Below are 21140 nucleotides of genomic sequence, written 5' to 3' on the forward strand. Positions count from 1 at the left end.
GGGCCACGGACGGGCCGCGCTCCCCGGGCGGGCCCCGACCCCCCCCCCCCACCGCCCCGGGGCCGGGGGTTCTCCCCCGTGCCCGGGGCCGTTTTTCCTGCGGCTGCTTCTCGAACGGCTACCGGGCGCCCCAGGCCTGGTCGGTGGGGACGACCTCGCGGCCGAGCGGCATGAGGGAGATCGGGATCATCTTGAGGTTCGCCCAGCCGAACGGGATGCCGATGATCGACAGGAACAGCGGGATGCTGGTCACCAGGTGCGCGATCGCCAGCCACCAGCCCGCGAAGATCAGCCAGATGACGTTCCCGACGCAGGACGCCGCCCCGGCCCCCGGCTTCTCCACGGTCGTCCGCCCGAACGGCCACAGTATGAAGCCGGCAATTCGGAAGGACGCGACGCCGAACGGGATGGTCACGATCAGCACGCAGCAGATAATTCCGGCGACGGTATAGGCAATAGCCATCCAGATACCGCAGAAGATCAGCCAAATGACATTGAGGACGAACTCGATCACCTTCATGGCCGACACCTTCTCACGGCTGCTGCTCGGGGTTCCACGATTCAGCCATGCCCGCGCCCGGGCGCGTCTACGCCCTTAGGGGACGTTCCTCGGGGTTTGTTCCGGGGCCGGCGCGGGCGGACGTGCAGGGGCCGCACCCTGCGGAGGGTGCGGCGCCGGTGCGGCGGCTCGGATCAGGCCGGTGGCGTGCCGTCGGGCCAGACGCAGGGGGAGCTGACGGTCAGCTTGAGAAGGCGGCTCGAATCCGTGGCGCCGTCCAGGACGGCGAGGAAGTTGTCCTTGGGGTTCTTCAGCTTCACCCAGCCGGGATGGAAGTCGGGCGGGTCCTCGACCGGCTGAAAGCCTTGTCCCGTCAGGTAGACGCGGAAGGCGTCCGCGACCTCCGTCCTGCCGGACAGGGGGAGGTCCTCGAAGTCGTATCCCCGATGGGTCTGCGTCCTGCCGTGCGGGCCGATGTCGTTGGCGTCGCATTCCATGTCGAAGAAATCGCCCGAGCTCGCCGTCGGCTTGACCGGCAGCTTGGCCAGGGTGTCGGCGAGGTAGGTGTCGATCTGCTTCTTGGCCTGGTTCAGGGTGATCGTGGGCTTCGACCGCTCGTTCAAGGTCTGCACGCCGCAGCCGTTCAGGGCCAGTACGGTGACCGCGAGTGCAGCGGCGGCGGTGACCCGCTTGATCAGTGGGGCGTGCTCGGTGGTGCTCATGAGGCCCGCTTTCCGGCGATGATCTCCCCCATGGAGGTCAGGGTGGGCGAATTCTCGTTCCAGTAGTCCGAGTGCCCCGCCTTGGGGTCGGTGGGCAGGATCTGTGCGCCGAACTGGGGGACGGTGGTCTGTCGGCCGTGGATCAGGTGGTGGTCACCGTCGCCGAGGCCCCACGAGCTGGCGACGTTGTCGACGATGTTGTCCGTCATCCCGCCGGGGTCGGTGGCGGCGGCCCAGCCGATCGCGTCGGCCGGGCTCTGCGCCACGTACACGCGGGACGGGTCGATGTTCAGGTCCTTGGCGTTTTCGACGCCGCAGCCGGGGCTGGCGATGAGGACGACGTTGTCGACGGGAAGGCCCTTGTCCCGCATCGTGTAGCCCACGGTCGTCGTGCCGTAGCTGTGGGCGAGGACGGTGTTGTTCGACAGCTTCCCCTCGTGCGTGGCGTGCAGCCCGGTCTCGAAGGCGTGCAGCTTGTCCTCCGCGTTCTTCGCGTACTTGTCGTCCGCGGCCTCGGGGATGATCGTCTGCGGAGCGTCGTAGCCGACCCAGGTGATCGACGAGGTGGTCTTCGAGTTCTTGTTGGCGGTGTTGGCCGACTGGACCATCAGGTCGGAGCGGTTGATGTCGCTGCCGATGCTGCCGAGCCGGGCGCCGGTGCCGGGTACGTACGTGGAGACGTTGTCGGCGGTGTCGGGGTTGTTGGCCGCGATGATCGCGTGGCCCTTGCCGTTGGTGTCGAAGCCCAGCAGGAAGGTGGGCGGGTGTTCGGCGTTGACCGGGGTGTTCAGCCGGTTCTCGATGGCCGTCACGCCCTTCAGCTTGTCTTCGAGGTCGTCGCGTTTCTGTTTCCACGCCGTGTAGTCGGGGTTCTGGACGGGCCCGCCGTTGGTCTCGGCGACGGACAGGTAGTGCTTGGGCTCCGGGCCGAGGCCGTCGAGCTGGTGTTGGAGGTCCTGCTTGCCGCGCTGGAGGTTGATCCGGTTGGCCTGGTCCCGGGCGAGCGCGGGGACGCCGTCGAGGGCGCCGACCTGGTCGGGGTGGTTGAGGATCATCCGGTGCTGCTGTTCGTCGGTCAGCCCGTTCCACCAGCCCTTGACGCTGTTCGGGTCGGTGCCGGCGGCGGGGACCTGTTCGAGCGCGTTCGCGGCGGCCAGGTCGGTCTTCGCCGTGGCGGCGTCGAGCCCGGTGCCGTCGCTCGCGTTGCCGGCCAGGTGGGCGAGCCGGGCGCTGATCGTCTGGTCCGCGTGGTCGGCCTCGGCGAGCGCGGCCGTGATCCGGCTGCTGATCTGCCGGGCCTGCGACTCGGCGTCGGTGCCGGCGAAGGTGGCGGAGCCGGGGTCGTTGTCCCAGGTGATCCCGCCGTCGGCGGCGACGGTCAGCTTGTGGGTCCTGGCGTCGTCGAGGGCGTTGATCAGGTGCGCCTGGGCGGCGGCGAAGCCCTCGGCCGCGTCGTACAGGGCTCTGCTGACGAGGCCGATCTCCTGTTGGGCGGCTTGGAGTTCGTTCTCCAGGAGCTGGATCCGGGCTTGGGCGTGACCGGCGGCGTTCCCGGTCCACTGGGAGTGGTTCAGCCGGTCGACGACCTCGTGCTGCCAGTTCTCGACGTGCTGGCCGAAGGCGGTGGCCAGGGTGTCGAAGGCGGTCTTCGCGGTGGTGAGGTTGATGAGGTCGGCGTCGTGGAGGGTCTTGATGTCCATCGCTTACGCGGCCGCCTTCGCGTCGGCGGGCTTCACGGGGCCCGGGACGAAGGTCGTGTTGAAGGGGTCGGGTTCGTCGGGGACCGGTGCGGCCGGGTTCCGCATGCTCCCGTGGATGTCCTTCTCGACCTGGCGGTAGTAGGCGGCCGACGTGGCGAGCTTGGTGCCGACGTCGCCCATGTCGCCGCCGAGCTTGTCCAGCAGCGTCTTCCAGTTCGTGCCGCAGTTCTGGATGGCGGCGGCGGTGAGCCAGCCCTTCAGGCCTCCGGCGGCCTGGCTGCACGGGTCGGTGATCTTCGCGGTCTCGCCCGGTATGAGTCCGCCGATGTGCTGAGCGCTCTGCCCGCAGCCGTCCAGTTCGGCTGGGTTGACCTTGAACTCCAAGGCCAGATCAGGATCTGCCATGTCTTTCCCCCGTTGATGAGCCCCGGACCGGCGTGCCGCCCGGGTCCGTGTCGACAAACTGCTGACGGATGCTAACGGATCGATCTTCGGCGGCGGGGAGGGCGTGGGCCGGGCGACCTGCCCCGGCGCGGCCGGGGGCTGTGACTCGGGATACCCTGCGGGGGTAACTGGTGGCGGGATCGGTCGGGAGGTGGACGATGGCGGAGCCGCGGCCGGCCGTCCCCCGGGCCCTGCGCCTGCTGCTCCTCGCGGCGCTCCTGCTCGGCATCGTGGCGATGCACACGCTCGGCCATCCGACCGCCGGCGGGCACGGGGTGGAGCACGGGGCAGACCACGGGCCGGCGCGGCACGCCGTGAGCGCCGGTCACCCGGCGGGCGCCGAGGAGACGGTGCACACCGCAGCGGCCGACGGCATGGATCCGATGACGGTGTGTCTGGCCGTCCTCGCCGGCTGGACGTTGCTGCTCCTCATCGCCGGCCCCCTGCTGCGGTACAGCGGTGACGTCGCCGCCGAGGTGAGGGCCCGGCTGCTGCGGGCCGTTCGCGCGCTGCCGCCGCCCGGAGGCGGGCGGATCCTCCTCGCCCGGTTGTCGGTGCTGCGTCAGTAGGCGTGCGCCGGCCGCCCCGTGTCCGCGCTCCGGCGCGGGCGGGACGGCCGTCGCGACGTCCTGCTCACCCACACCCACCGCACGAGGTGCACTCCGTCATGCGCACACCCACCCGTCGTACCGTGCTCGGCGCGGCGCTCGCCGCCGCCGGCACCGGTCTGCTCGCCGCCTGTTCCGCCGATCCGATGAAGGGCATGGACCATGGGGGCGCCGCCGCCCCCACCACCCCGGGCGGCTTCGTCGCCCCCGGCGGCCCCGAGGTCGCCGCCGCCGAGGCGCGGCGGGGGCCCGGGCCGGAGCGCAAGGTCGCGCTCACCGCCACCGAGACGACGCTCGACCTGGGCGGCCGCACCGTCCGCAGCTGGGCGTACGGGGACCGCCTGCCCGGCCAGGAGGTGCGCGCCACGGTCGGCGAGACGCTCGCCGTCAGTCTCGCCAACCACCTGCCGCAGCCCACCTCGTTGCACTGGCACGGCCTCGCGCTGCGCAACGACATGGACGGCGTGCCCGGGCTCACCCAGGACGCGGTGCGGGCGGGCGCCGGCTTCGAGTACCGCTTCGCGCTCGCCCACCCGGGGACGTACTGGTTCCACCCGCACTCCGGTGTCCAGCAGGACCGCGGCCTGTACGCGCCGCTGATCGTCGAGGACCCGAGGGAGCCGCTGCGCTACGACAAGGAGTGGGTCGTCGTCCTGGACGACTGGGTGGACGGGGTCGACGGCAGCACCCCGGACGCCGTGCTCGCCGAACTCGCCCGGGGCATGGGCGGGATGGACCATGCGGGGATGGACCATGCGGGGATGGACCACTCGGCGATGGGCGGCCACGACATGGCGGCCATGGGTGGCACCCCGATTGCCGCGCCGAGCGCCGCCCCGCCCACCGCCGCCGACCCGTCCCGGATGCTGATGGGCGCCCGCAGCGCGCTGCTCGGCGGCGACGCGGGCGACGTCGGCTACCCGTTCCACCTGGTCAACGGCCGGCTCGCCACCGCGCCCGAGACCTTCACCGCCAAGCCCGGCGACCGGGTCCGGATCCGGCTGATCAACGCGGGCGGCGACACCGCCTACCGGGTCGCGCTGGGCGGCCACGAGCTGACCGTCACCCACACCGACGGCTTCCCGGTCGAGCCGGCCACCACCCAGGCGCTGCTGCTCGGCATGGGCGAGCGCTACGACGTGCTGGTGACCGTCCAGGACGGCGTGTTCCCGCTGACCGCGCTCGCCGAGGGCAAGAACGCCGCCGCACTCGCCCTGCTGCGCACCGGCGGCGGCGCCGCGCCGGACGCCTCGGTGCGCCCGGCGGAGCTGGACGGCAGGCTGCTCGGCGCGTCGCAGCTCAAGGCCGACCCGAGCGTGCGACTGCCCGCCAGGGCGCCGGACCGGACGGTGCGGCTGGAGCTCACCGGCGGCATGGCGAAGGCCGACTGGGCGTTCAACGGCCGCCGGTACGACCCGGCGCAGCGCTACCCGGTGGCGGCGGGGGAGCGGGTCCGGCTGGAGTTCCGCAACACCACGAGCATGTGGCACCCCGTCCACCTGCACGGCCACACCTTCGCGCTGCCCGGTGACGGGCCCCGCAAGGACACCGCGATCGTGCTGCCGGGCGCGACGCTCGCCGTCGACTTCGACGCCGACAATCCGGGCCTGTGGATGGTGCACTGCCACAACGTCTACCACGCGGAGACGGGCATGATGACCGTCCTCGGCTACCGGGCCTGACCTTCGCGGCACGCGGCGTCGGGGCGGGGGAGCGGCCCTGTCCCGGCGCCGCGCGGCCGGCCCGTCGGCGCCCGGCCGCGGGCGTGCTGCCACCGGGCGCACCACCCGCCGCGACCTGCGGAGCAATGACGTTTTCTTAACGCGGGGCGATGACGCGTCCTTAACGCCGGTCGCATAGCCTGTCGCACTGCCGTCGCCCGACGGCGCTTTTACGGGGTCTTTAACAAGAGGTGCAAGGTGGTTTCGTCGGGTTCGACGGAGGCGGCGACGGCGGAACCGTCGTCGGCGCGAATACGGTTGCGCGGCTGGCTGCTGGAGGGCGTGTCGGCGGACAAGCCGGCCACCGGGGAGGCCGGCCAGGACGGTTCGCAGGGCGGCGCGCAGGCGGGGGACTCCGGCGCGCACAAGGGCCAGCGCTGGTGGCGGGTGATGTGCCTGACCGGCCTGGACTACTTCTCCACGCTCGGCTACCAGCCGGGCATCGCCGCGCTGGCCGCGGGCGTGCTGTCGCCGATCGCGACGATCGTGCTGGTGATCGTCACCCTGCTGGGCGCGCTGCCGGTCTACCGGCGGGTCGCGCAGGAGAGCCCGCGCGGTGAGGGCTCGATCGCCATGCTGGAGCGGCTGTTGTCGTTCTGGAAGGGCAAGCTGTTCGTCCTGGCGCTGCTCGGCTTCGCGGCGACGGACTTCCTCATCACGATCACCCTGTCGGCCGCCGACGCGAGCGCGCACCTGGTGGAGAACCCGCACCTGACCAGCGTCCTCGGCGGCAAGCAGGTGCTGATCACGCTGATCCTGGTCGCGCTGCTCGGCGCGGTGTTCCTGAAGGGCTTCAGCGAGGCGATCGGCCTGGCGGTGGCCCTGGTCGCGGTCTATTTGGTGCTGAACGTGGTCGTGGTGGCCGTCGGCATCTGGAAGATCATCGAGGCGCCGCACGTGGTCACGGACTGGACCAGTGCGCTGACCGCCCAGCACGGCAACCCGGTGATCATGGTGGGCGTGGCGCTGGTGGTCTTCCCGAAGCTGGCGCTCGGCCTGTCCGGCTTCGAGACCGGCGTCGCCGTGATGCCGCACATCGAGGGGGACCCGGACGACACCGAGGAGAAGCCCACCGGCCGGATCCGCGGCACCCGCAAGCTGCTCACCACGGCCGCCGTGATCATGAGCTGCTTCCTGATCACCACCAGCTTCATCACCACCCTGCTGATCCCGGCCGACCAGTTCAAGCCCGGCGGCGACGCGAACGGCCGCGCCCTCGCCTACCTGGCCCACGAGTACCTGGGCGGCACCTTCGGCAGCGTCTACGACCTGTCCACGATCGCCATCCTCTGGTTCGCCGGCGCCTCCGCCATGGCGGGCATGCTCAACCTGCTGCCGCGCTACCTGCCCCGCTACGGCATGGCCCCGCACTGGGCCCGCGCGGTGCGGCCGATGGTGATCGTGCTGACCCTGATCGGCTTCCTGGTCACCTGGCTGTTCGACGCCAACGTGGACGCCCAGGGCGGCGCGTACGCGACCGGTGTGCTGGTGCTGATCAGTTCGGCGGCCATCGCCGTCACCATCGCCGCGTACAAGGCGAAGCAGCGGGGCTGGACCACCGCCTTCGCGATCATCGCGGCGATCTTCCTGTACACCACCGTGCTGAACTGCCTGGAGCGGCCGGACGGTCTGAAGATCGGTGCCTGCTTCATCGCCGGCATCATCCTGGTCTCGCTGCTCTCCCGGCTGCGCCGCGCCTTCGAGCTGCGCGTCACCGACGTGGTGCTGGACGACGTGGCGGAACGTTTCGTCAGGGACTACGCGCACCGCCCGCTGCGGCTGATCGCCAACGAGCCGACCCACCGCGACGTCGCCGAGTACCGCGACAAGATCCGCCAGATCCGCGCCGACAACGACATCCCCGGTGAGGACGACCTGGTCTTCGTCGAGGTGACCGTCCGGGACGCCTCCGACTTCGAGACCGAGCTGACCGTGCGCGGCGAGGTGCTGCACGGCCGCTACCGGGTGCTGACGCTGGAGAGCTCCAGCATCCCGAACGCGATCGCCGCGCTGGCCCTCACCATCCGGGACCGCACCGGGCAGCAGCCGCACCTCTACTTCGAGTGGACCGAGGGCAACCCCTTCGCCCAGTTCCTGCGGTTCTTCCTGTTCGGCCAGGGCGAGGTGGCCCCGGTCACCCGCGAGGTGCTGCGCGAGGCCGAACCCGACCGCAGCCGCCGCCCGCGCGTCCACGTCGGCTGACGCTCCGCCGCACAACGTCGTCGGCCCGCCCGGTCCTGTGCGACCGGGCGGGCCGACTGCTGTGCGGGAGCCGGGTTCAGGACGGCAGGCGCAGCACCGTGCCCGGCTGGATGAGGTCCGGGTCGTCGCCGATGGCGGCGCGGTTGAGCGCGTAGAGGGCGGGCCAGCCGCCGGGCACGCGCAGGCTTTCGGCGAGGTCGCCCAGGGTGTCGCCCTCGCGGACCGTCCACCCGCCGTCGCCGGCCTCGGCGCCGGCACTGTCGCTGTCAGCTGCGGGCGCGGGTGCGGGTGCGGGCGCGGGCGGCGGGGGAAGGGCGGCGCCCCGCTCGCGCTCGTGGTCGCGGGTGGCGCGGGCGCCGCAGGCGGGCCAGGGGGCGAGGCCGCGCCGCCCGGCGAGGTGCTGGGCCACCGCGATCTGTTCCTCGCGGCTGGCGAGGTCGGCGCGCGGGGCGTAGGCGAGGCCGCCGTTGTCGCGCCAGGTGGGGGTGTCGAACTGGAGGCCGCCGAAGTATCCGTTGCCGGTGTTGACGTGCCAGTCGCCGCTGCTCTCGCAGGCCGCCACGCTCTCCCAGTCGTACCTCCCTCCGTCGTACCCCCGGCCGGGGTCGGTGCCCGGGCCGCGGCCCGGGGGAGCGGCCTGGGCCGCGGGAGCGGTGAGGGCCACGGCGAGCGCGCACAGGGCGGCGGGGACGAGGCGGCGAAGACGAACGGTGGGAGGCATCGGCGGCTCTCAACTTCGGGAACAGGGCGCGCACCGCCCGGAGGCGGCGCACACCCACCGACGCACGCCGGGTGGGGCGCGCCACCGCCGACACGTCCGGCAAGTCACCCGCTCGGCCGCCCCGGACCACCCCGACGGCCCGCGGCCATCCGGCCCCGCCCGCCGTCCCGGAACCGTAAGGACCGGCGGCGCCGCGCGGACCCTAGAGTGGCCGGGACGCCTCCCCGAGGAAGGGTACGAACGATGACGATCGATCAGGGAACCGGTGCTCCGCGCGCCGAACTGGGCGTGATCGGCGGCTCAGGGCTCTACGCGCTGCTCGACGACGTGACCGAACTGCGCGTCGACACGCCGTACGGGCCGCCCAGCGACGCGCTGTTCCTGGGCGAGGTGGCCGGCCGCCGGGTCGCCTTCCTCCCCCGGCACGGGCGCGGCCACGGCCTGCCGCCACACCGGATCAACTACCGGGCCAACCTGTGGGCGCTGCACTCCCTGGGCGTGCGCCAGGTGCTCGGACCGTGCGCCGTCGGCGGGCTGCGCCCGGAGTACGGGCCCGGCACGCTGCTGGTGCCCGACCAGTTCGTCGACCGCACCTCCGGCCGGGTGCAGACCTACTACGACGGTCTGCCGCTGCCCGGCGGGGCGGTGCCCGAGGTGGTGCACGTCTCGATGGCCGACCCGTACTGCCCGGACGGGCGGCGCGCCGCCCTGGACGCCGCCCGGGGCGCGGCCTGGGAGCCGGTGGACGGCGGCACCCTGGTGGTGATCGAGGGCCCGCGCTTCTCCACCCGCGCCGAGTCCCGCTGGTTCACCGCGAACGGCTGGTCCGTGGTCGGCATGACCGGCCACCCGGAGGCCGTCCTCGCCCGCGAACTCGGCCTCTGCTACACCTCGTTGGCGCTGGTCACCGACCTCGACGCGGGCGTGGAGAGCGGCGAGGGCGTCACCCACGCCGAGGTGCTGGAGGTCTTCGCCGGAAACGTCGACCGGCTGCGCACGGTGCTGTTCAAGGCGCTGGAGAGCCTGCCCGCCGCCCGGGACTGCGTCTGCTCGCACGCCCTGGACGGGCTCACGACGGGTCTGCCGGGCGTCTGACCCGCGGGCGCCGCCGCCACCACCGGACGAGTGCGAACAGCAGCACCGGCCCGGCGGTGGCGGCCAGCACCAGCAGCCAGTTGCGCAGGTACGGCAGCGGCAGCAGGGAGGAGTTGCCGTGGTTCTCGCCGTCCCGCAGCACCGCCGGCAGCCCGATCGCGCTCACCGCCGCCGCGACGACCAGCCAGCCGCGCAGCGCCCAGTCGCGCGCCAGTCGCGCGCCGACCAGGCAGAGCAGCGGCACCCACAGCCCGTCGTGCAGCAGCACCCCGCCCACCGCCCAGACCGCTACGTCGAGCGGGTCGGTGATGTAGGAGTCGGTGAGCAGGCCCGACAGGCCGAAGCCGATCAGGGCGAGCCCGCCGAGCAGCAGTACCGCGCGCAGCCACCGGGGCATCAGATCACCTCCAGGCGCGCGACCCACTTGGTCTGCAGGACCCCTGGCCGGTTGGGCGCGATGATCCGCGCCGGGAAGCCGTGGTCCGCCGTCAGCACCTCGCCGTTGATCCGCAGGGCGAGCAGGGTGAGCGGGTCGACGGCGTACTCGGCGGGCATCCGCATCTCCCGGTACGGGCCGTCCGCCTCCAGCGAGGTGATCAGCAGGCCCGAGCCGGCCGGGGCGCCCGCCCGGACCAGCAGATCGGCCACCCGCACCCCGGTCCAGCGCGCCGAGAAGCTCCACCCCTCCACACAGGAGATCGGCAAGTGCACCTCGTACTGCGGAAGTTGGTTCAGCTCGGCGAGGGAGAGCCGGTACGGCTGCGGGCCGTCCACCCGGAGCCGCCAGTCGGCCGGCACGGTGACCGTCCCGGCCTGCGCGGCGGTCCGGTTGACCGGCAGCCCCTGCGGGCCCAGGTCGGGGCGGCGCGGGGCCAGCAGGACCAGCCGGCGCAGGAAGGGGACGGTCTGCCCGGCCGTGGTGAGCGTGACCACACCCACCGCGGCCGTCACGGCGGCGAGGAACGCCCGCCGCTGCGGCAGCCCGGCCGCCGAGCGGCGCCAGTGCAGCGCGATCAGCGGGCCCTTGGCCGCGAGGTGGACGAACAGGCCGCCGGCGGCCAGCCAGGCCAGCCAGAAGTGCGTCTGGCGGAACGGGAACGGCCACGGATACCACTGCAGGGTGTCGAACAGCCCGGTGAACAGCTCCAGCAGCATCGCCGCGACCAGCACGAAGATCCCCAGCCGTTCCAGCGCGTGTGCCACGCCGCGCACCGGCGGCCACGCGAACAGCTGCGGGTAGACCGTCCACAGCTTCGCCCCCAGCAACGGGACGGCCGCCAGGCCGCTGATCACGTGCAGCCCCTGGGTCACCCGGTAGCCGTTCACCGGGCGGCTCAGCAGATACGGCGTCAGCCAGCCGGGCGGGTCCTGGAGGGCGTGGCTGACCAGCCCGGTCAGAAAGCACACCAGCAGCGCGGCGCCCAGCCAGCGGCCGAGCACCACGGCGGTGCGCGGCTCGTGCAGCGCCGAGCGGAATCGCGGAAGGAGGTTCGGAGTCACCCGTCCATGGAACAGCCGGGCCCCGGTTTCGCGGCGGCACGACGTGCTTACGGAATCCGAACGGCGCCACGCCGCTGCGGTCGCGCGCCGCCGCCCGGTGGCAGGGTGGGCGCGTGCCCACCCGCCCCCGGCCCACTCGCCTCCCGCTCACCTGCCCCCGGCCCGCCCGCGTGCTGCCCTGTCTGCTCGCGCCGGCCGCCCTGACCGCCCTGACCGCCGCGCTCGCCCTCACCGTCACCGGCGGCGGCACGCTCGGCCACCGCGCACCGCTGTACGCCTGGTACACCGTCGACGCCGCCCTGTACGCGCTCGCCCTGCTGGCGCTGCGCCGGGTGGGCGGCCGTCAGGTCGTGCCCCTGGTCCTGGCCGGGAGCGTCGCCGTCGCCGCCGTCGGCCTGCTCGCCCCGCCGCGCACCAGCGACGACGCCTACCGCTACGTCTGGGACGGCCGCGTCCAGGCCGCCGGCACCTCCCCGTACGCGCACACCCCGGACGACCCGGCGCTCGCCCGGCTGCGCACCCCCGACCTGTGGCCGGTCGGCGGCGCCTGCGACGGCTGGGACGAGCGGCGCACCGCCGCCGGCGACTGCACCCGCATCAACCGGCCCGCCGTGCACACCATCTACCCGCCGGTCGCGGAGGCCTGGTTCCTCGCCCTGCACCCCTTCGGGGGAGGGGTGCGCGGGATGCAGGCCGCCGGCGCCCTGCTCGCGGTGGCGACCACGGGGGCGCTGCTCGTGATCGGGCGGGGCAGCCGGCGGGCCGCGCTGTGGGGGTGGTGCCCCGGCGTGACGGTGTGGTCGGTCAACGACGCGCACGTGGACACCCTCGGGGCGCTGCTGCTGGTCGTGGGCCTCGGGTACGCGGCCCGGCGGAAGGCGACGCGGGCCGGCGCGCTGCTCGGCGCGGCGGTGGCGGTCAAGCTGATCCCCGCACTGGCCCTGCCGGGCGCGCTGGCCCGCCGGCGCCCGCGCGAGAGCGCCCTGCTGCTGGGCGCCTCGCTCGGCGCGTTCGCCCTGGCCTACCTGCCCTACCTCGCCGCCTCCGGCACCGGTGTGCTCGGCTACCTGCCCGGCTACCTGAAGGAGGAGGGGTACGAGCAGGGGCACCTCGACCGCTTCGGCCTGCTCGCCCTCCTCCTGCCGGACGCCCTGCTGCCGTGGGCCGCCGGGGCGGTCCTGGCCACCGTCGCCCTGTGGGTGCTCCGGCGCGGCGACCCCGCCCGCCCCTGGGACGGCGCCCTGTTCGTCACCGGCACCGCCCTGCTCCTCGCCGCGCCCGCCTACCCCTGGTACGGCCTGCTGGTGGTGGCCCTGGTGGGCCTCAGCGGCCGCGGGGAGTGGCTCGCCGTCCCCGCCGCCGGGCAGTACCTCTATCTGACGGGCGGGGTCGAGGCCCAACGGGCCGCCTACGGTGCCGCGTTGGCGTGCGTCGCGGTCGGCACCCTGGTGCGCGGGAGAGCGACCGCCGTCCTCAGCGGGGCTCCAGGCCCTGCAGCATCTCCGGCAGGTCCCGGCTGTGCAGCACCCCGAGGGACTTCGTCGCGCGGGTGAGGGCGACGTAGAGGTCGTTCACGCCGTGGGCGTGCGCCGCGAGGATCTCGGCGGGCTCCACGACCAGGACGGCGTCGAACTCAAGTCCCTTGGACTGGGCGGCCGTCAGCAGGACGGCCGGCGAATCCAGCGACGCCGGGCCATCGTTGACGCAGACGCCTTCCAACTCGGCGATCCCGTCGAGCAGTTCGGTCGGGGCGTCAGGCGCGTGGATGACCGCCAGCCGGCCGCCGTCCAGCGCCGCGAGCTCCCGCTCGACGGCGCCGCGCAGCGCCGCCGCCCGGCCGTCCGCGGGGATCCGCAGACTCCACGGGCGGGTTCCGCCGCTGCGCACCGCGGTGGGGGCGGCGAGCGAGGGGTCGAGCGCCCGCAGGACGCCTTCGGTGACCTGCATGATCTCGGCCGGGGTGCGGTAGTTGATGGTGAGTTCCACCGTGCGCCAGCGCCCCGCCGTGTACGTGTCGAGGGCCTGGCCCCAGGAGCTCAGCCCGGCCGGCGCGCCGGTCTGCGCCAGGTCGCCGACGATCGTCATGGAACGGCCGGGGCAGCGGCGGGCCAGCATCCGCCAGGCCATCGGGGACAGCTCCTGGGCCTCGTCCACGATCACGTGCCCGTAGCCCCAGGTCCGGTCCTCGGCCGCGCGCTCGGCCAGCGGCCGGAGCGACTCCTCGCCGCGGTACTGGCGGGCCAGCATCTTCGCGTCCATCTCGACCAGGCCCACGCCGAAGTCGTCGAGGACGATCTTCGCGAACTCCAGCTCCGCCGCCTCGGCGGCGGCCTCGGCCCGGCGGGCGACGGCGGCGCCCGGAAGCGGGCCGAGCAGTTCGGCGGCCTCGTCGAGCAGCGGCACGTCGTCGGTGGTCCAGGCGGTCCAGGTGCTCCGGGTGGTCGCGGCGGTCACGGGCTCCTCGGCGGCCTCCTCGGCCTCCTCGGCGGCGGACTCCCGGTCCGGGCCCGGCAGTTCGCGCAGCAGTGCGGCGCGTTCGGCCTCGGTGAAGTCCGGCATCGCGCTCGCCAGCAGCTCCGGGGAGCCGAACAGGCTCGTGAGCACCTGCTCCGGGTTCAGCAGCGGCCACAGCTTCTGGGCCACGGCCTGGAACTCGGGCTCGTCGACGAGCGCGTCGGCGAGGTCCGCCACGGCGTCCAGGTCCATCTTCCCGCCCTGGTCCCGGGCGATCCGCAGGGCCAGCTCCGAGGAGAGCCGCTCCACCAGGTCGGCCCGGGCCGCGTTGTGCGGCCTGCCGCTCCGGTGCGCGGCGGCATGGGCCCGCTCGCAGAGCGCCCGGCCGATCCGGAGCTCCTGGTGGTAGGGCGAGGTCTTGCCCACGGTGATGGTCCACGACTCCTCCGGCAGCTGCCGCAGGCCCTCCAGCGCGGCGGCGAGGACCTGGGCCATCCGGGCGTCGCCCTTGACGGCGGCCGCCTCGGGCGTCTCGGCGCCGGTCCCCGTCACCCCCGGGTAGAGCGTGCCGATGCTGCTCAGCACGACCTCGCTCTCGCCGAGCGCGGGAAGCACCTGGTCGATGTAGCGCAGGAACGTCGTGTTCGGCCCGATGACCAGCACACCGTGCTTGGCCAGCCGGTCGCGGTGGGTGTAGAGCAGGTACGCGGCGCGGTGCAGGGCGACGACGGTCTTGCCGGTGCCCGGGCCGCCCTGCACGACCAGGACGCCGCCGAGCGCGTCGCGGATGACGCGGTCCTGCTCGGCCTGGATGGTGGAGACGATGTCGCCCATCCGCCCCGTCCGGGCCGCCGTCAGCGAGGCGAGCAGGGCGCCCTCCCCGCTGAGCTCGGCGTCGCCGCGGCCCGCGTGGGCGCCCACGCCGAAGGCGTCGTCGTCGAAGTCGACGACGGTCCGGCCCTTGGTCCGCAGGTGCCGTCGCGCCACCACGCCGCCCGGTGCGGCGGGCGTCGCCCGGTAGAACGGCTCCGCGGCCGCCGCCCGCCAGTCGGTGAGCAGCGGCTCGTGGTCGTCGTCCGACAGGGCGATCCGGCCGATGTACTGCCGCTCGCCGTCGGCGTCGTCGATCCGGCCGAAGCACAGCCCGTACTCGGCGGCGTGCAGCGCCGCCAGCCGGCGGGTGTGGTGGATCTCCATGGTGTCGCGCTCCAGGAGGGCCTGGATCGTCCCGCCCTTCTCCTGGAGGTGGACCTGGCGCAGCCGGGCGGCCGCGAGTGCGCGCTGCGCTTCGAGGCGCTCGTACAGCCTGCCGACGTACGCGTTCTCCGCCCGCAGTTCGCCGGACCGCCAGTCGTCGGCGGGCGAATTCGGTTCGGACGAGGAGGACGAGGAGGACGAAGAGGACTCGGACGAGGAGGACGAGATGGGGGACAAACCTGGCTCCAGGTGCTTTGAGCTTTTCGATTCCTCGGGCGGTCGGCCGAGAAATCGGGGGTGGCGGAGGGTGGAATTATCCGACATGTCTCAGCGGCCGGCCGCATCGAGCAGCAGTTGTGCGGCCAGTGCCGCGCCGTCGGTGCGGATCATGGTGGCCACGGCGGTCGCCCACACCCGGGTCTCGGGGGCGAGGGCCGTCCTGAGCGCGGCCGACAGGGACTCGGTGGTCGCGGTCGGCCCGTCGAGTGCCACGCCGATGCCCAGCTCGGCCACCCGGCTGGCCCAGTACGGCTGGTCCGCGGTCTGCGGGACGACGACCTGGGGCGCGCCGGCCCGGGTGGCCGTCGTCGTGGTGCCCGCCCCGCCGTGGTGCACGACGGCGGCCACCCGGCCGAACAGCGCCTGCTGGTTGACCTCGCCGACGACGAAGCAGTCGCCCCGGTCGTCGATCGGGGCCCGGACACGCCCCGGGCCGGCCCAGCCGTGGGCCACGACCACGCGACGGCCCTGCGCGCGGACCGCCTCGACGGCGAGCTGGGCGGCGTCCTGGGAGGTGGGCATCGGCATGCTGCCGAAGCCCACGTACACCGGCGGTGCGCCGGCGGCCAGGAAGGCCTCCAACCCGGCCGGCAGCGGGCGTCGGTCCGGCAGGATCCACGCGCCGGTCTGCACGACGTCCAGGTCCGCCGGTTCCTGCCACGGGTCGAGGACCGGGTCGGTCGCCAGCCACGGCCGGTCGCCGATGACGTAGTCGCGGACGTCGTCCACCGGCGGCAGGCCGATCGACGCCCGGTTGGTGTTGAGCGCCGCGCCGAACAGCGCGTTGATGCTCTCGGCGTCCAGGCCCCACAGCACCCGGTTGTCGGTCACCTCCGGCGGGAACGGCCGGCCCGGGTACGCCAGCGGCGGGCGGCCCGGCGAGGGCAGGGTGAGCTGCTGGAAGGTCACCGACACGGAGCGGATGCCCAGCTTCTCGGCCACCGACAGCGCGCCCGCCGCAGCCGGCAGCATGCCGGTGGCCACCAGCACGTCGCAGCCCTCGGCCGCCGCCGTGACCGCCTCCAGCTGCCCGGCGATCACCGCGGCCGCACGCTCCGGCAGGGACGACGGCGGCGCCGCCGCCACCGTCAGCGCCCGCGCCGACGGGCCGACCGGCACCAGCGGCACGTCGATGTGGGCCAACCGCTGCGCGAAGTCCTCGTCCGGCGGCGCACACACCCGCACCTGCGAGCCGGACTCCCGCAGCCGCGCCGCGAGCCCCACCAGCGGTTCGACATCCCCGCGGGACCCGTACGTCGACAACAGCACACGCATTTTCGCGACCCCAAATTTCCGCGGATTCCGGTTCAGGTCGACGATTGTGCGGCACGACCGGGGCCTTGCCGCAAGGCCCCCCGTACGCTATAAGTTAGAAGTGGCCGGGAGTGGTTTTTCCTCCTGTGCCTTTTTTCTCGTCCGCTGCGGGTGGACTTCTTTTCTGCTGGTGAAACGGTGTGTGCGGCGCGTGCTGCCTGTGCTGCGTGTGCGGAGTGTTCAGCCCGGAATGGCGACCTGACGACGTGGCGACCTGGCGACGCGGACGGGGCCCGACCGGAGTTCCGGTCGGGCCCCGCCGGGTGTGGGTCAGGCCTTGATGGTGAGCCAGGCGCCGAGGCCGTTGCAGCCGCGGGCGTCGTAGCTGGTGCTGCGGTAGCCGGCCGGGATCGGCGAGTAGGGGCAGGTCCAGATGCCGTTGCGGACCAGTTCGTGGAACCAGGCGCCGACGCCGCTGCACCCCTGGGGGTTGTAGTTGGTCAGGACGTAGCCGGAGACGATCGGCGAGCCGGAGCAGGTCCACAGGCGGTTCTGGGCGGGTGCCTGGAACCAGGCGCCGTGGTTGTTGCAGCCGCTGGAGTTGAACATGGTGATGACGTAGCCGTCCGGGACGGGCGTTCCGGGGCAGGTCCAGCCGCCCACCGAGGCGGTTGCCGCGGGGGCGGCCGGGGTGGCGGCGGTGGCGGTTCCGGCCGCCGTGCCGGTGAGGGCGGCGGCGAGGAGCGCGACGACGGCCGCCGCTCTTCCCGCGTGGGTCCACAGCTGACGGAGGATTCTGGTCACGGCGCACCGGTCCGATCGGTAGCCCCGGCGGTTGCGGCCGGCCGGGGAGGGGGGAACAACGGGGATGCGTGGCACCGTAGTGGCGCGGTCGGACCTGGGGGAATACGGGATTCGAAAGATCGTCGAACTTGACCGGAAAACGATCTCCCGCCGCTCGGCTGCCCCGCCGCTCGGCCGTGGGGCCCTGCTGGCGGAGATGACGAAAGGCTGACGGACCGGTGCCGGGCCTCGCGCCGGCCGGGCTCGGGCTGGTGCAATCGGGGCGTGGACAGAACAGGCGAAGAAGGCAGGGGCACCCCGGTGGGGCGGCGGGTGGTGCTCGGGCTGCTCGGGCTCGGGGCCGTCGGGGTGGCGGCGGGGCCGTACCTGCAACGGGCCGAGTCGGGGTTGGCCGAACGGGACCCGAGCGGACTGAGCGGGCTGCTGCCGGGCAACAACGGATTCCGGTACTACTCGGTGGTGTCGTCCGTCCCGGAGCGGAGCGTGGCGGACTACACGCTCAGCGTCGACGGGATGGTGGAGCGGCCCGCGACGTTCCGCCTGCCGGACCTGCGGGCGATGCCGCAGCGGCGGCTCGTGCGGGACGTGCAGTGCGTGACCGGGTGGCGGGTGCCGGACACCCCGTTCGAGGGGGTGCCGCTCGCGCACCTGCTGGACGCCGCGGGCGTGCGGCCGGGGGCCGGGGCCGTCCGGTTCAGCTGCTTCGACGGCGCGTACACCGAGAGCCTGACGCTGGCGCAGGCCCGACGGGACGACGTGCTGGTCGCGCTGCGGATGCAGGACAACCCCATCTCCCACACCCACGGCGGCCCGGTGCGGCTGTACGTCGCGCCGATGTACTTCTACAAGTCCGCCAAGTGGCTCTCCGGGATCACCGTGACCGGCTCGGTGGAGCCGGGCTACTGGGAGCGCAACGGGTACGACGTCGACGCCTGGGTCGGCCGGTCGAACGGACGTGACGATGCGCCCACCGGCTGAACTCCTGCTGCGCTTCACCCGGGCCGAGCGCTGGGTGCACCGGACGACCGCCGCGCTGACCGGCGTCTGCCTGGCCGCGGCGGCCTGCCTCTACCTCGCCCCGCTCGCCGAACTGGTCGGCAACCGGCGGCTGGTGGTGACGGTGCACGTGTGGTGCGGCCTCGCGCTGCCCGTGCCGCTGCTGCTCGGGCTCGCCTCGCGGGCGCTGCGCGCGGACGCCGCCCGACTGAGTCGCTTCACCCCGGCGGACTGGGACTGGCTGCGCGCCGTCCGGCGCCGCGCCCCGCACCGGCCGGCGGGCAAGTTCAACGCCGGGCAGAAGCTCTACGCGCAGTGGACGCTCGGCTCGATGCTGGTGATCGTCGGCACCGGGCTGCTGATGTGGCTGCCCCGTCTCGCCCCGCCCTCGTGGCGGACCGGGGCGACCTTCGTCCACGACTGGCTGGCCGCCGCCATCGCCGTCGTGGTGGTCGGGCACGTCCGGATGGCCTGGCGGGATCCGCAGGCGCGGCTCGGGATGCGGACCGGGCTGGTGGAGCGCCGGTGGGCCGAGCGCGAGCACCCGCAGTGGCGGCCGGTGGGCCGGGAGTAGGCGGCCGGTCGGACGTCTTGTCGCGGCCCGGGGCATGTGGCAGGCTCGGCCGGGACGCCTCGAAGGGTGCCGCCGGGGCACCCCTGACCGTGGGGCCAAGAGGCGGTTGGGCGACAGCCGCACGCGTGGTGCACGACCGGCATCCTGCAAGGCTCCTTGGACCCCGGCGCCAATCTTTCTCCTCGCCGCCCTGTCGATCGCGGGCGGCGTTCCGGCCTCCCTGACGTCCGAGCGGCATGACAGCTGCACCGCCGTCCCGGGGATCACGCCGGGGGCGGTGCGGCCGTGGCCGTCCGGAGCAGCGGTCTTGTGCGCCTCACCGCTTGTGCAGGGCGAGGAAGCGGCGGCCGTGTGAGGTCCAGCGTTCCGCTTCGACCAGTCCGGCGGCGGTGTGGGCCCGCCTGAGGGCGGCGGCCGTGCCGAGCCGGGCCCAGGGGAAGGCCGGCCCGAGTCGGCCGTCCGGGCCCTCGACCTGGACGGTGACCTGCTCGTCCACCTCCACGGGCTCCACCTCGACCAGCAGCAGCCCGTCCGGCGCGATGAGTTCGGCGCCCCGCTGGAGCAGGGCGTCCGGGTCGCCGCCGATGCCGAGGTTGCCGTCGGCGAGGAGCGCGGCGCCCCAGCGGCCCTCGGCAGGCAGCCGGTCGAAGACCGAGCGGCAGAGCGCCGGGCCGCCCAGTCCGACCGTGCGGGCGACGGCCGCCCTGGTCACGTCGACGCCGAGGGCCGGGACGCCGAGGGCGAGCAGCGCGGCGACCAGCCGCCCGGGCCCGCAGCCGAGGTCGAGGACGGGCGCGGACCGGCGGGCGCAGCGCCGGAGCAGGCTGTGGTCGGCGCCGGCCGCCGGGGCGCACCAGCGTTCGATGTCCAGCCGGAGGCGGTGGCCGTCCTCGCGGCGCAGCCAGAGCGGGCCGCGCCCGGTGCGGACGGCTTCGGCGAACGGGTCGTCCACCCAGGCGGTGGTGGTCGTCAACTCGCCACCTCCGGCTTCAGGTCGACCGTCACCAGCTGGGCGGCGAAACGGCTGTTCGGGGCCTCGGCGGCGACGCGGAGGGCATCCTCGACGGTGTCCACATCGGTGAGCGACGGAAGCTGATGGATCGTCAAGTCGGCTGCGGCTAGGCGTTCCAGGAGTGCCGCGCCGGTCCTCGCGGTGGACATCGGCACGCCGTGCAGCAGGCGCGCGGCCAGTTCGGCGGTCGGCCGGGCCAGGCCCAGCGCCCAGAAGCCGCCGTCCGCCGCCGGGCCGTACCAGGCGTCCGTGCCCGCCCGCCGTGCGGCCGACAGCGGCTCGGCCAGCGCGGCGGCGCTCAGCTGCGGGGTGTCCATCCCGACCAGCAGCGCCGGGGCGTGCGGGGCCACCCGGGCGGCGTGCGCGAAGGCGGCGGCCAGCCGTTCGTCCAGCCCGCCGCCGGTCTGCGCGACGACCTCCCAGCCGGGCGGCAGCCAGCCGCCCGGTTCGCCGTCCAGGACGAGCACGCGCCGCCCGGCCGGCATCGTGCCCAGGGTGTGCAGGGTGTCGGCGAGGGCGGCAGCGGCCAGGGCGGCGGCCTGTTCGGGGGTGCAAGGCGGGGTGAGCCGGGTCTTCACCCGGCCGGGGACGGGTGACTTGGCGATCACCAGCAGCGTCGGCGGGGGCGCGGCCAGCACGGCCCGCATGTCGCGGACGGCCTGGCGGGTGCCGCGCAGGGTGCCGGTGACCTTGGAACGGCCCGCGCGCGGCAGGTAGTCGACGGGGGTCTCGGTGATCCGCAGCCCGGCGGCCGAGGCGGCGAGCACCATCTCCAGCGGGTAGCCGGACCGGCGGTCGCCGAGCCCCAGGGCCAGCAGCTGTTCCCGGCGGGCGGCCCGCATCGGGCCGAGGTCGTGCAGCGGCGCGCCGGTGCGGGCGCGCAGCCGTCGGGCCAGGACGGTGTTGGCCAGGCGGGCGTGCAGCGGCCACGCCCCGGCGGTGGCCGGGCGGCGGCGGCCCAGCACCAGGTCGGCGGAGCCGGCCAGCACCGGGCCGGTGACCAGAGGGAGCTGGGCGGGATCGAGGGAGCCGTCGCAGTCCAGGAAGCAGACCAGGTCGGCGGTGGCGGCGCGCAGCCCGGCGTGGCAGGCGGCGCCGAACCCGCGCCGGGGCTCCTCGACCACCGTCGCGCCGAGCGAGCGGGCGAGGTCGGCGGAGCCGTCCCGGGAGCCGTTGTCGACGACGACGGCCCGCCAGCCGTCCGGGATCCGCCCCAGCACCCAGGGCAGCGCGGCGGCCTCGTCGAGGCAGGGCAGCACGACGTCGACGGGGGAGACGGGGGAGGTGGGTGAGGTCACCCGGCCACGCTAAGTGCGGGACGGCGGGGTGCGGCGGCGGCGCAGCCTTACGGAAGTCGG

19 protein-coding genes and 1 pseudogene are annotated in these 21140 nt (G+C 74.0%); 7 read left to right on the forward strand and 13 right to left on the reverse strand.

The window, feature by feature from the left end; genetic code table 11:
* Window positions 1-118 precede the first annotated feature (118 nt).
* From ACFWPT_RS30550 to ACFWPT_RS30565, 4 genes are all read right to left on the reverse strand, one after another.
* Window positions 119-520, reverse strand: a complete 402-nt coding sequence (locus ACFWPT_RS30550; protein WP_063346584.1) for a YccF domain-containing protein — start codon at window positions 518-520, stop codon at window positions 119-121.
* A 173-nt stretch (window positions 521-693) separates the two neighbouring features.
* Window positions 694-1221: a hypothetical protein gene (locus tag ACFWPT_RS30555; RefSeq protein WP_380485686.1), complete on the reverse strand. Its 528-nt coding sequence runs from the start codon at window positions 1219-1221 to the stop codon at window positions 694-696.
* A complete protein-coding gene (locus tag ACFWPT_RS30560) occupies window positions 1218-2921 on the reverse strand; it encodes an alpha/beta hydrolase (RefSeq protein WP_380485688.1) in 1704 nt (567 codons plus the stop codon). Before ACFWPT_RS30560 ends, ACFWPT_RS30555 begins: the two co-directional genes overlap by 4 nt.
* A gap of 3 nt (window positions 2922-2924) precedes the next feature.
* Complete coding sequence (locus tag ACFWPT_RS30565) at window positions 2925-3326, reverse strand: hypothetical protein (protein WP_380485691.1); 402 nt, start codon at window positions 3324-3326, stop codon at window positions 2925-2927.
* Between the two features lie 197 nt (window positions 3327-3523).
* Here ACFWPT_RS30565 and ACFWPT_RS30570 point away from each other — a divergent pair, with 197 nt between their 5' ends.
* From ACFWPT_RS30570 to ACFWPT_RS30580, 3 genes are all read left to right on the forward strand, one after another.
* Window positions 3524-3934, forward strand: a complete 411-nt coding sequence (locus tag ACFWPT_RS30570) for a DUF6153 family protein (RefSeq protein ID WP_380485693.1) — start codon at window positions 3524-3526, stop codon at window positions 3932-3934.
* Between the two features lie 98 nt (window positions 3935-4032).
* The gene (locus ACFWPT_RS30575) at window positions 4033-5655 is read left to right on the forward strand and encodes a multicopper oxidase family protein (protein ID WP_380485695.1); all 1623 of its coding nucleotides are present in this window, start codon (window positions 4033-4035) and stop codon (window positions 5653-5655) included.
* A 237-nt stretch (window positions 5656-5892) separates the two neighbouring features.
* Entirely contained in the window at window positions 5893-7896 is a 2004-nt protein-coding gene (locus ACFWPT_RS30580) for an amino acid transporter (RefSeq protein ID WP_380485701.1), read from the forward strand.
* A 76-nt stretch (window positions 7897-7972) separates the two neighbouring features.
* Here the strand turns inward: ACFWPT_RS30580 and ACFWPT_RS30585 are convergent, their stop codons facing one another.
* Window positions 7973-8617, reverse strand: a complete 645-nt coding sequence (locus ACFWPT_RS30585; protein WP_380485706.1) for a transglycosylase family protein — start codon at window positions 8615-8617, stop codon at window positions 7973-7975.
* 243 nt (window positions 8618-8860) lie between these two features.
* Between ACFWPT_RS30585 and ACFWPT_RS30590 the strand changes: the two genes are divergently transcribed.
* Window positions 8861-9712: an S-methyl-5'-thioadenosine phosphorylase gene (locus ACFWPT_RS30590; RefSeq protein ID WP_380377990.1), complete on the forward strand. Its 852-nt coding sequence runs from the start codon at window positions 8861-8863 to the stop codon at window positions 9710-9712.
* Here the strand turns inward: ACFWPT_RS30590 and ACFWPT_RS30595 are convergent.
* Window positions 9687-10109, reverse strand: coding sequence for a hypothetical protein (locus ACFWPT_RS30595; RefSeq protein ID WP_380428271.1), 423 nt, complete (start codon window positions 10107-10109; stop codon window positions 9687-9689). The two genes, ACFWPT_RS30590 and ACFWPT_RS30595, sit on opposite strands and share 26 nt — an antisense overlap.
* Window positions 10109-11212: a molybdopterin-dependent oxidoreductase gene (locus ACFWPT_RS30600; RefSeq protein WP_380485709.1), complete on the reverse strand. Its 1104-nt coding sequence runs from the start codon at window positions 11210-11212 to the stop codon at window positions 10109-10111. The genes ACFWPT_RS30595 and ACFWPT_RS30600 overlap by 1 nt, the downstream gene beginning before the upstream one ends.
* Before the next feature lie 113 nt (window positions 11213-11325).
* Here ACFWPT_RS30600 and ACFWPT_RS30605 point away from each other — a divergent pair, with 113 nt between their 5' ends.
* Window positions 11326-12765 carry a glycosyltransferase 87 family protein gene (locus ACFWPT_RS30605; RefSeq protein ID WP_380485711.1) on the forward strand — a complete coding sequence of 480 codons (1440 nt, stop codon included), beginning with the start codon at window positions 11326-11328 and terminating at the stop codon, window positions 12763-12765.
* Here the strand turns inward: ACFWPT_RS30605 and ACFWPT_RS30610 are convergent.
* The 3 genes from ACFWPT_RS30610 to ACFWPT_RS30620 all read right to left on the reverse strand — a co-directional run bounded on the left by ACFWPT_RS30610 (window position 12686) and on the right by ACFWPT_RS30620 (window position 17200).
* Window positions 12686-15100 carry a HelD family protein gene (locus ACFWPT_RS30610; protein ID WP_380485714.1) on the reverse strand — a complete coding sequence of 805 codons (2415 nt, stop codon included), beginning with the start codon at window positions 15098-15100 and terminating at the stop codon, window positions 12686-12688. The two genes, ACFWPT_RS30605 and ACFWPT_RS30610, sit on opposite strands and share 80 nt — an antisense overlap.
* 90 nt (window positions 15101-15190) lie before the next feature.
* Window positions 15191-16417: a glycosyltransferase gene (locus tag ACFWPT_RS30615; protein ID WP_380485716.1), complete on the reverse strand. Its 1227-nt coding sequence runs from the start codon at window positions 16415-16417 to the stop codon at window positions 15191-15193.
* 309 nt (window positions 16418-16726) lie between these two features.
* Window positions 16727-17200, reverse strand: coding sequence for a hypothetical protein (locus tag ACFWPT_RS30620; protein WP_244293291.1), 474 nt, complete (start codon window positions 17198-17200; stop codon window positions 16727-16729).
* A 264-nt stretch (window positions 17201-17464) separates the two neighbouring features.
* On the opposite strand from ACFWPT_RS30620, the gene ACFWPT_RS30625 reads away from it, so the two are divergent.
* Both ACFWPT_RS30625 and ACFWPT_RS30630 read left to right on the forward strand, forming a co-directional pair.
* Window positions 17465-18178: a molybdopterin-dependent oxidoreductase gene (locus ACFWPT_RS30625; RefSeq protein WP_063346573.1), complete on the forward strand. Its 714-nt coding sequence runs from the start codon at window positions 17465-17467 to the stop codon at window positions 18176-18178.
* Window positions 18162-18770, forward strand: a complete 609-nt coding sequence (locus ACFWPT_RS30630; protein ID WP_380485719.1) for a cytochrome b/b6 domain-containing protein — start codon at window positions 18162-18164, stop codon at window positions 18768-18770. Before ACFWPT_RS30625 ends, ACFWPT_RS30630 begins: the two co-directional genes overlap by 17 nt.
* Window positions 18771-19086: 316 nt before the next feature.
* On the opposite strand, the gene ACFWPT_RS30635 is transcribed toward ACFWPT_RS30630, so the two are convergent.
* From ACFWPT_RS30635 to ACFWPT_RS30645, 3 genes and pseudogenes are all read right to left on the reverse strand, one after another.
* On the reverse strand, window positions 19087-19743 hold the full coding sequence (locus ACFWPT_RS30635) for a methyltransferase domain-containing protein (protein ID WP_380485721.1): 657 nt from the start codon (window positions 19741-19743) through the stop codon (window positions 19087-19089).
* Window positions 19740-20267: a DUF2064 domain-containing protein gene (locus ACFWPT_RS30640; RefSeq protein WP_380485774.1), complete on the reverse strand. Its 528-nt coding sequence runs from the start codon at window positions 20265-20267 to the stop codon at window positions 19740-19742. The genes ACFWPT_RS30635 and ACFWPT_RS30640 overlap by 4 nt, the downstream gene beginning before the upstream one ends.
* 132 nt (window positions 20268-20399) lie before the next feature.
* Window positions 20400-21080 (reverse strand): annotated as a pseudogene (locus tag ACFWPT_RS30645) (glycosyltransferase family 2 protein); the annotation flags it as partial.
* Window positions 21081-21140: the final 60 nt, after the last annotated feature.

The sequence above is a fragment of the Kitasatospora sp. NPDC058478 genome (genome assembly GCF_042720345.1).
Lineage (GTDB): Bacteria > Actinomycetota > Actinomycetes > Streptomycetales > Streptomycetaceae > Kitasatospora.

Excerpts from the sequence above, each read along its gene's own strand:
- ACFWPT_RS30615 (WP_380485716.1), bottom strand. The coding sequence starts at position 16,417 with ATGCGTGTGCTGTTGTCGACGTACGGGTCCCGCGGGGATGTCGAACCG.
- ACFWPT_RS30630 (WP_380485719.1), top strand. The coding sequence starts at position 18,162 with ATGCGCCCACCGGCTGAACTCCTGCTGCGCTTCACCCGGGCCGAGCGC.
- ACFWPT_RS30570 (WP_380485693.1), top strand. The coding sequence starts at position 3,524 with ATGGCGGAGCCGCGGCCGGCCGTCCCCCGGGCCCTGCGCCTGCTGCTC.
- ACFWPT_RS30565 (WP_380485691.1), bottom strand. The coding sequence starts at position 3,326 with ATGGCAGATCCTGATCTGGCCTTGGAGTTCAAGGTCAACCCAGCCGAA.
- ACFWPT_RS30590 (WP_380377990.1), top strand. The coding sequence starts at position 8,861 with ATGACGATCGATCAGGGAACCGGTGCTCCGCGCGCCGAACTGGGCGTG.
- ACFWPT_RS30555 (WP_380485686.1), bottom strand. The coding sequence starts at position 1,221 with ATGAGCACCACCGAGCACGCCCCACTGATCAAGCGGGTCACCGCCGCC.
- ACFWPT_RS30550 (WP_063346584.1), bottom strand. The coding sequence starts at position 520 with ATGAAGGTGATCGAGTTCGTCCTCAATGTCATTTGGCTGATCTTCTGC.
- ACFWPT_RS30640 (WP_380485774.1), bottom strand. The coding sequence starts at position 20,267 with ATGCCGGCCGGGCGGCGCGTGCTCGTCCTGGACGGCGAACCGGGCGGC.
- ACFWPT_RS30575 (WP_380485695.1), top strand. The coding sequence starts at position 4,033 with ATGCGCACACCCACCCGTCGTACCGTGCTCGGCGCGGCGCTCGCCGCC.
- ACFWPT_RS30595 (WP_380428271.1), bottom strand. The coding sequence starts at position 10,109 with ATGCCCCGGTGGCTGCGCGCGGTACTGCTGCTCGGCGGGCTCGCCCTG.
- ACFWPT_RS30585 (WP_380485706.1), bottom strand. The coding sequence starts at position 8,617 with ATGCCTCCCACCGTTCGTCTTCGCCGCCTCGTCCCCGCCGCCCTGTGC.
- ACFWPT_RS30560 (WP_380485688.1), bottom strand. The coding sequence starts at position 2,921 with ATGGACATCAAGACCCTCCACGACGCCGACCTCATCAACCTCACCACC.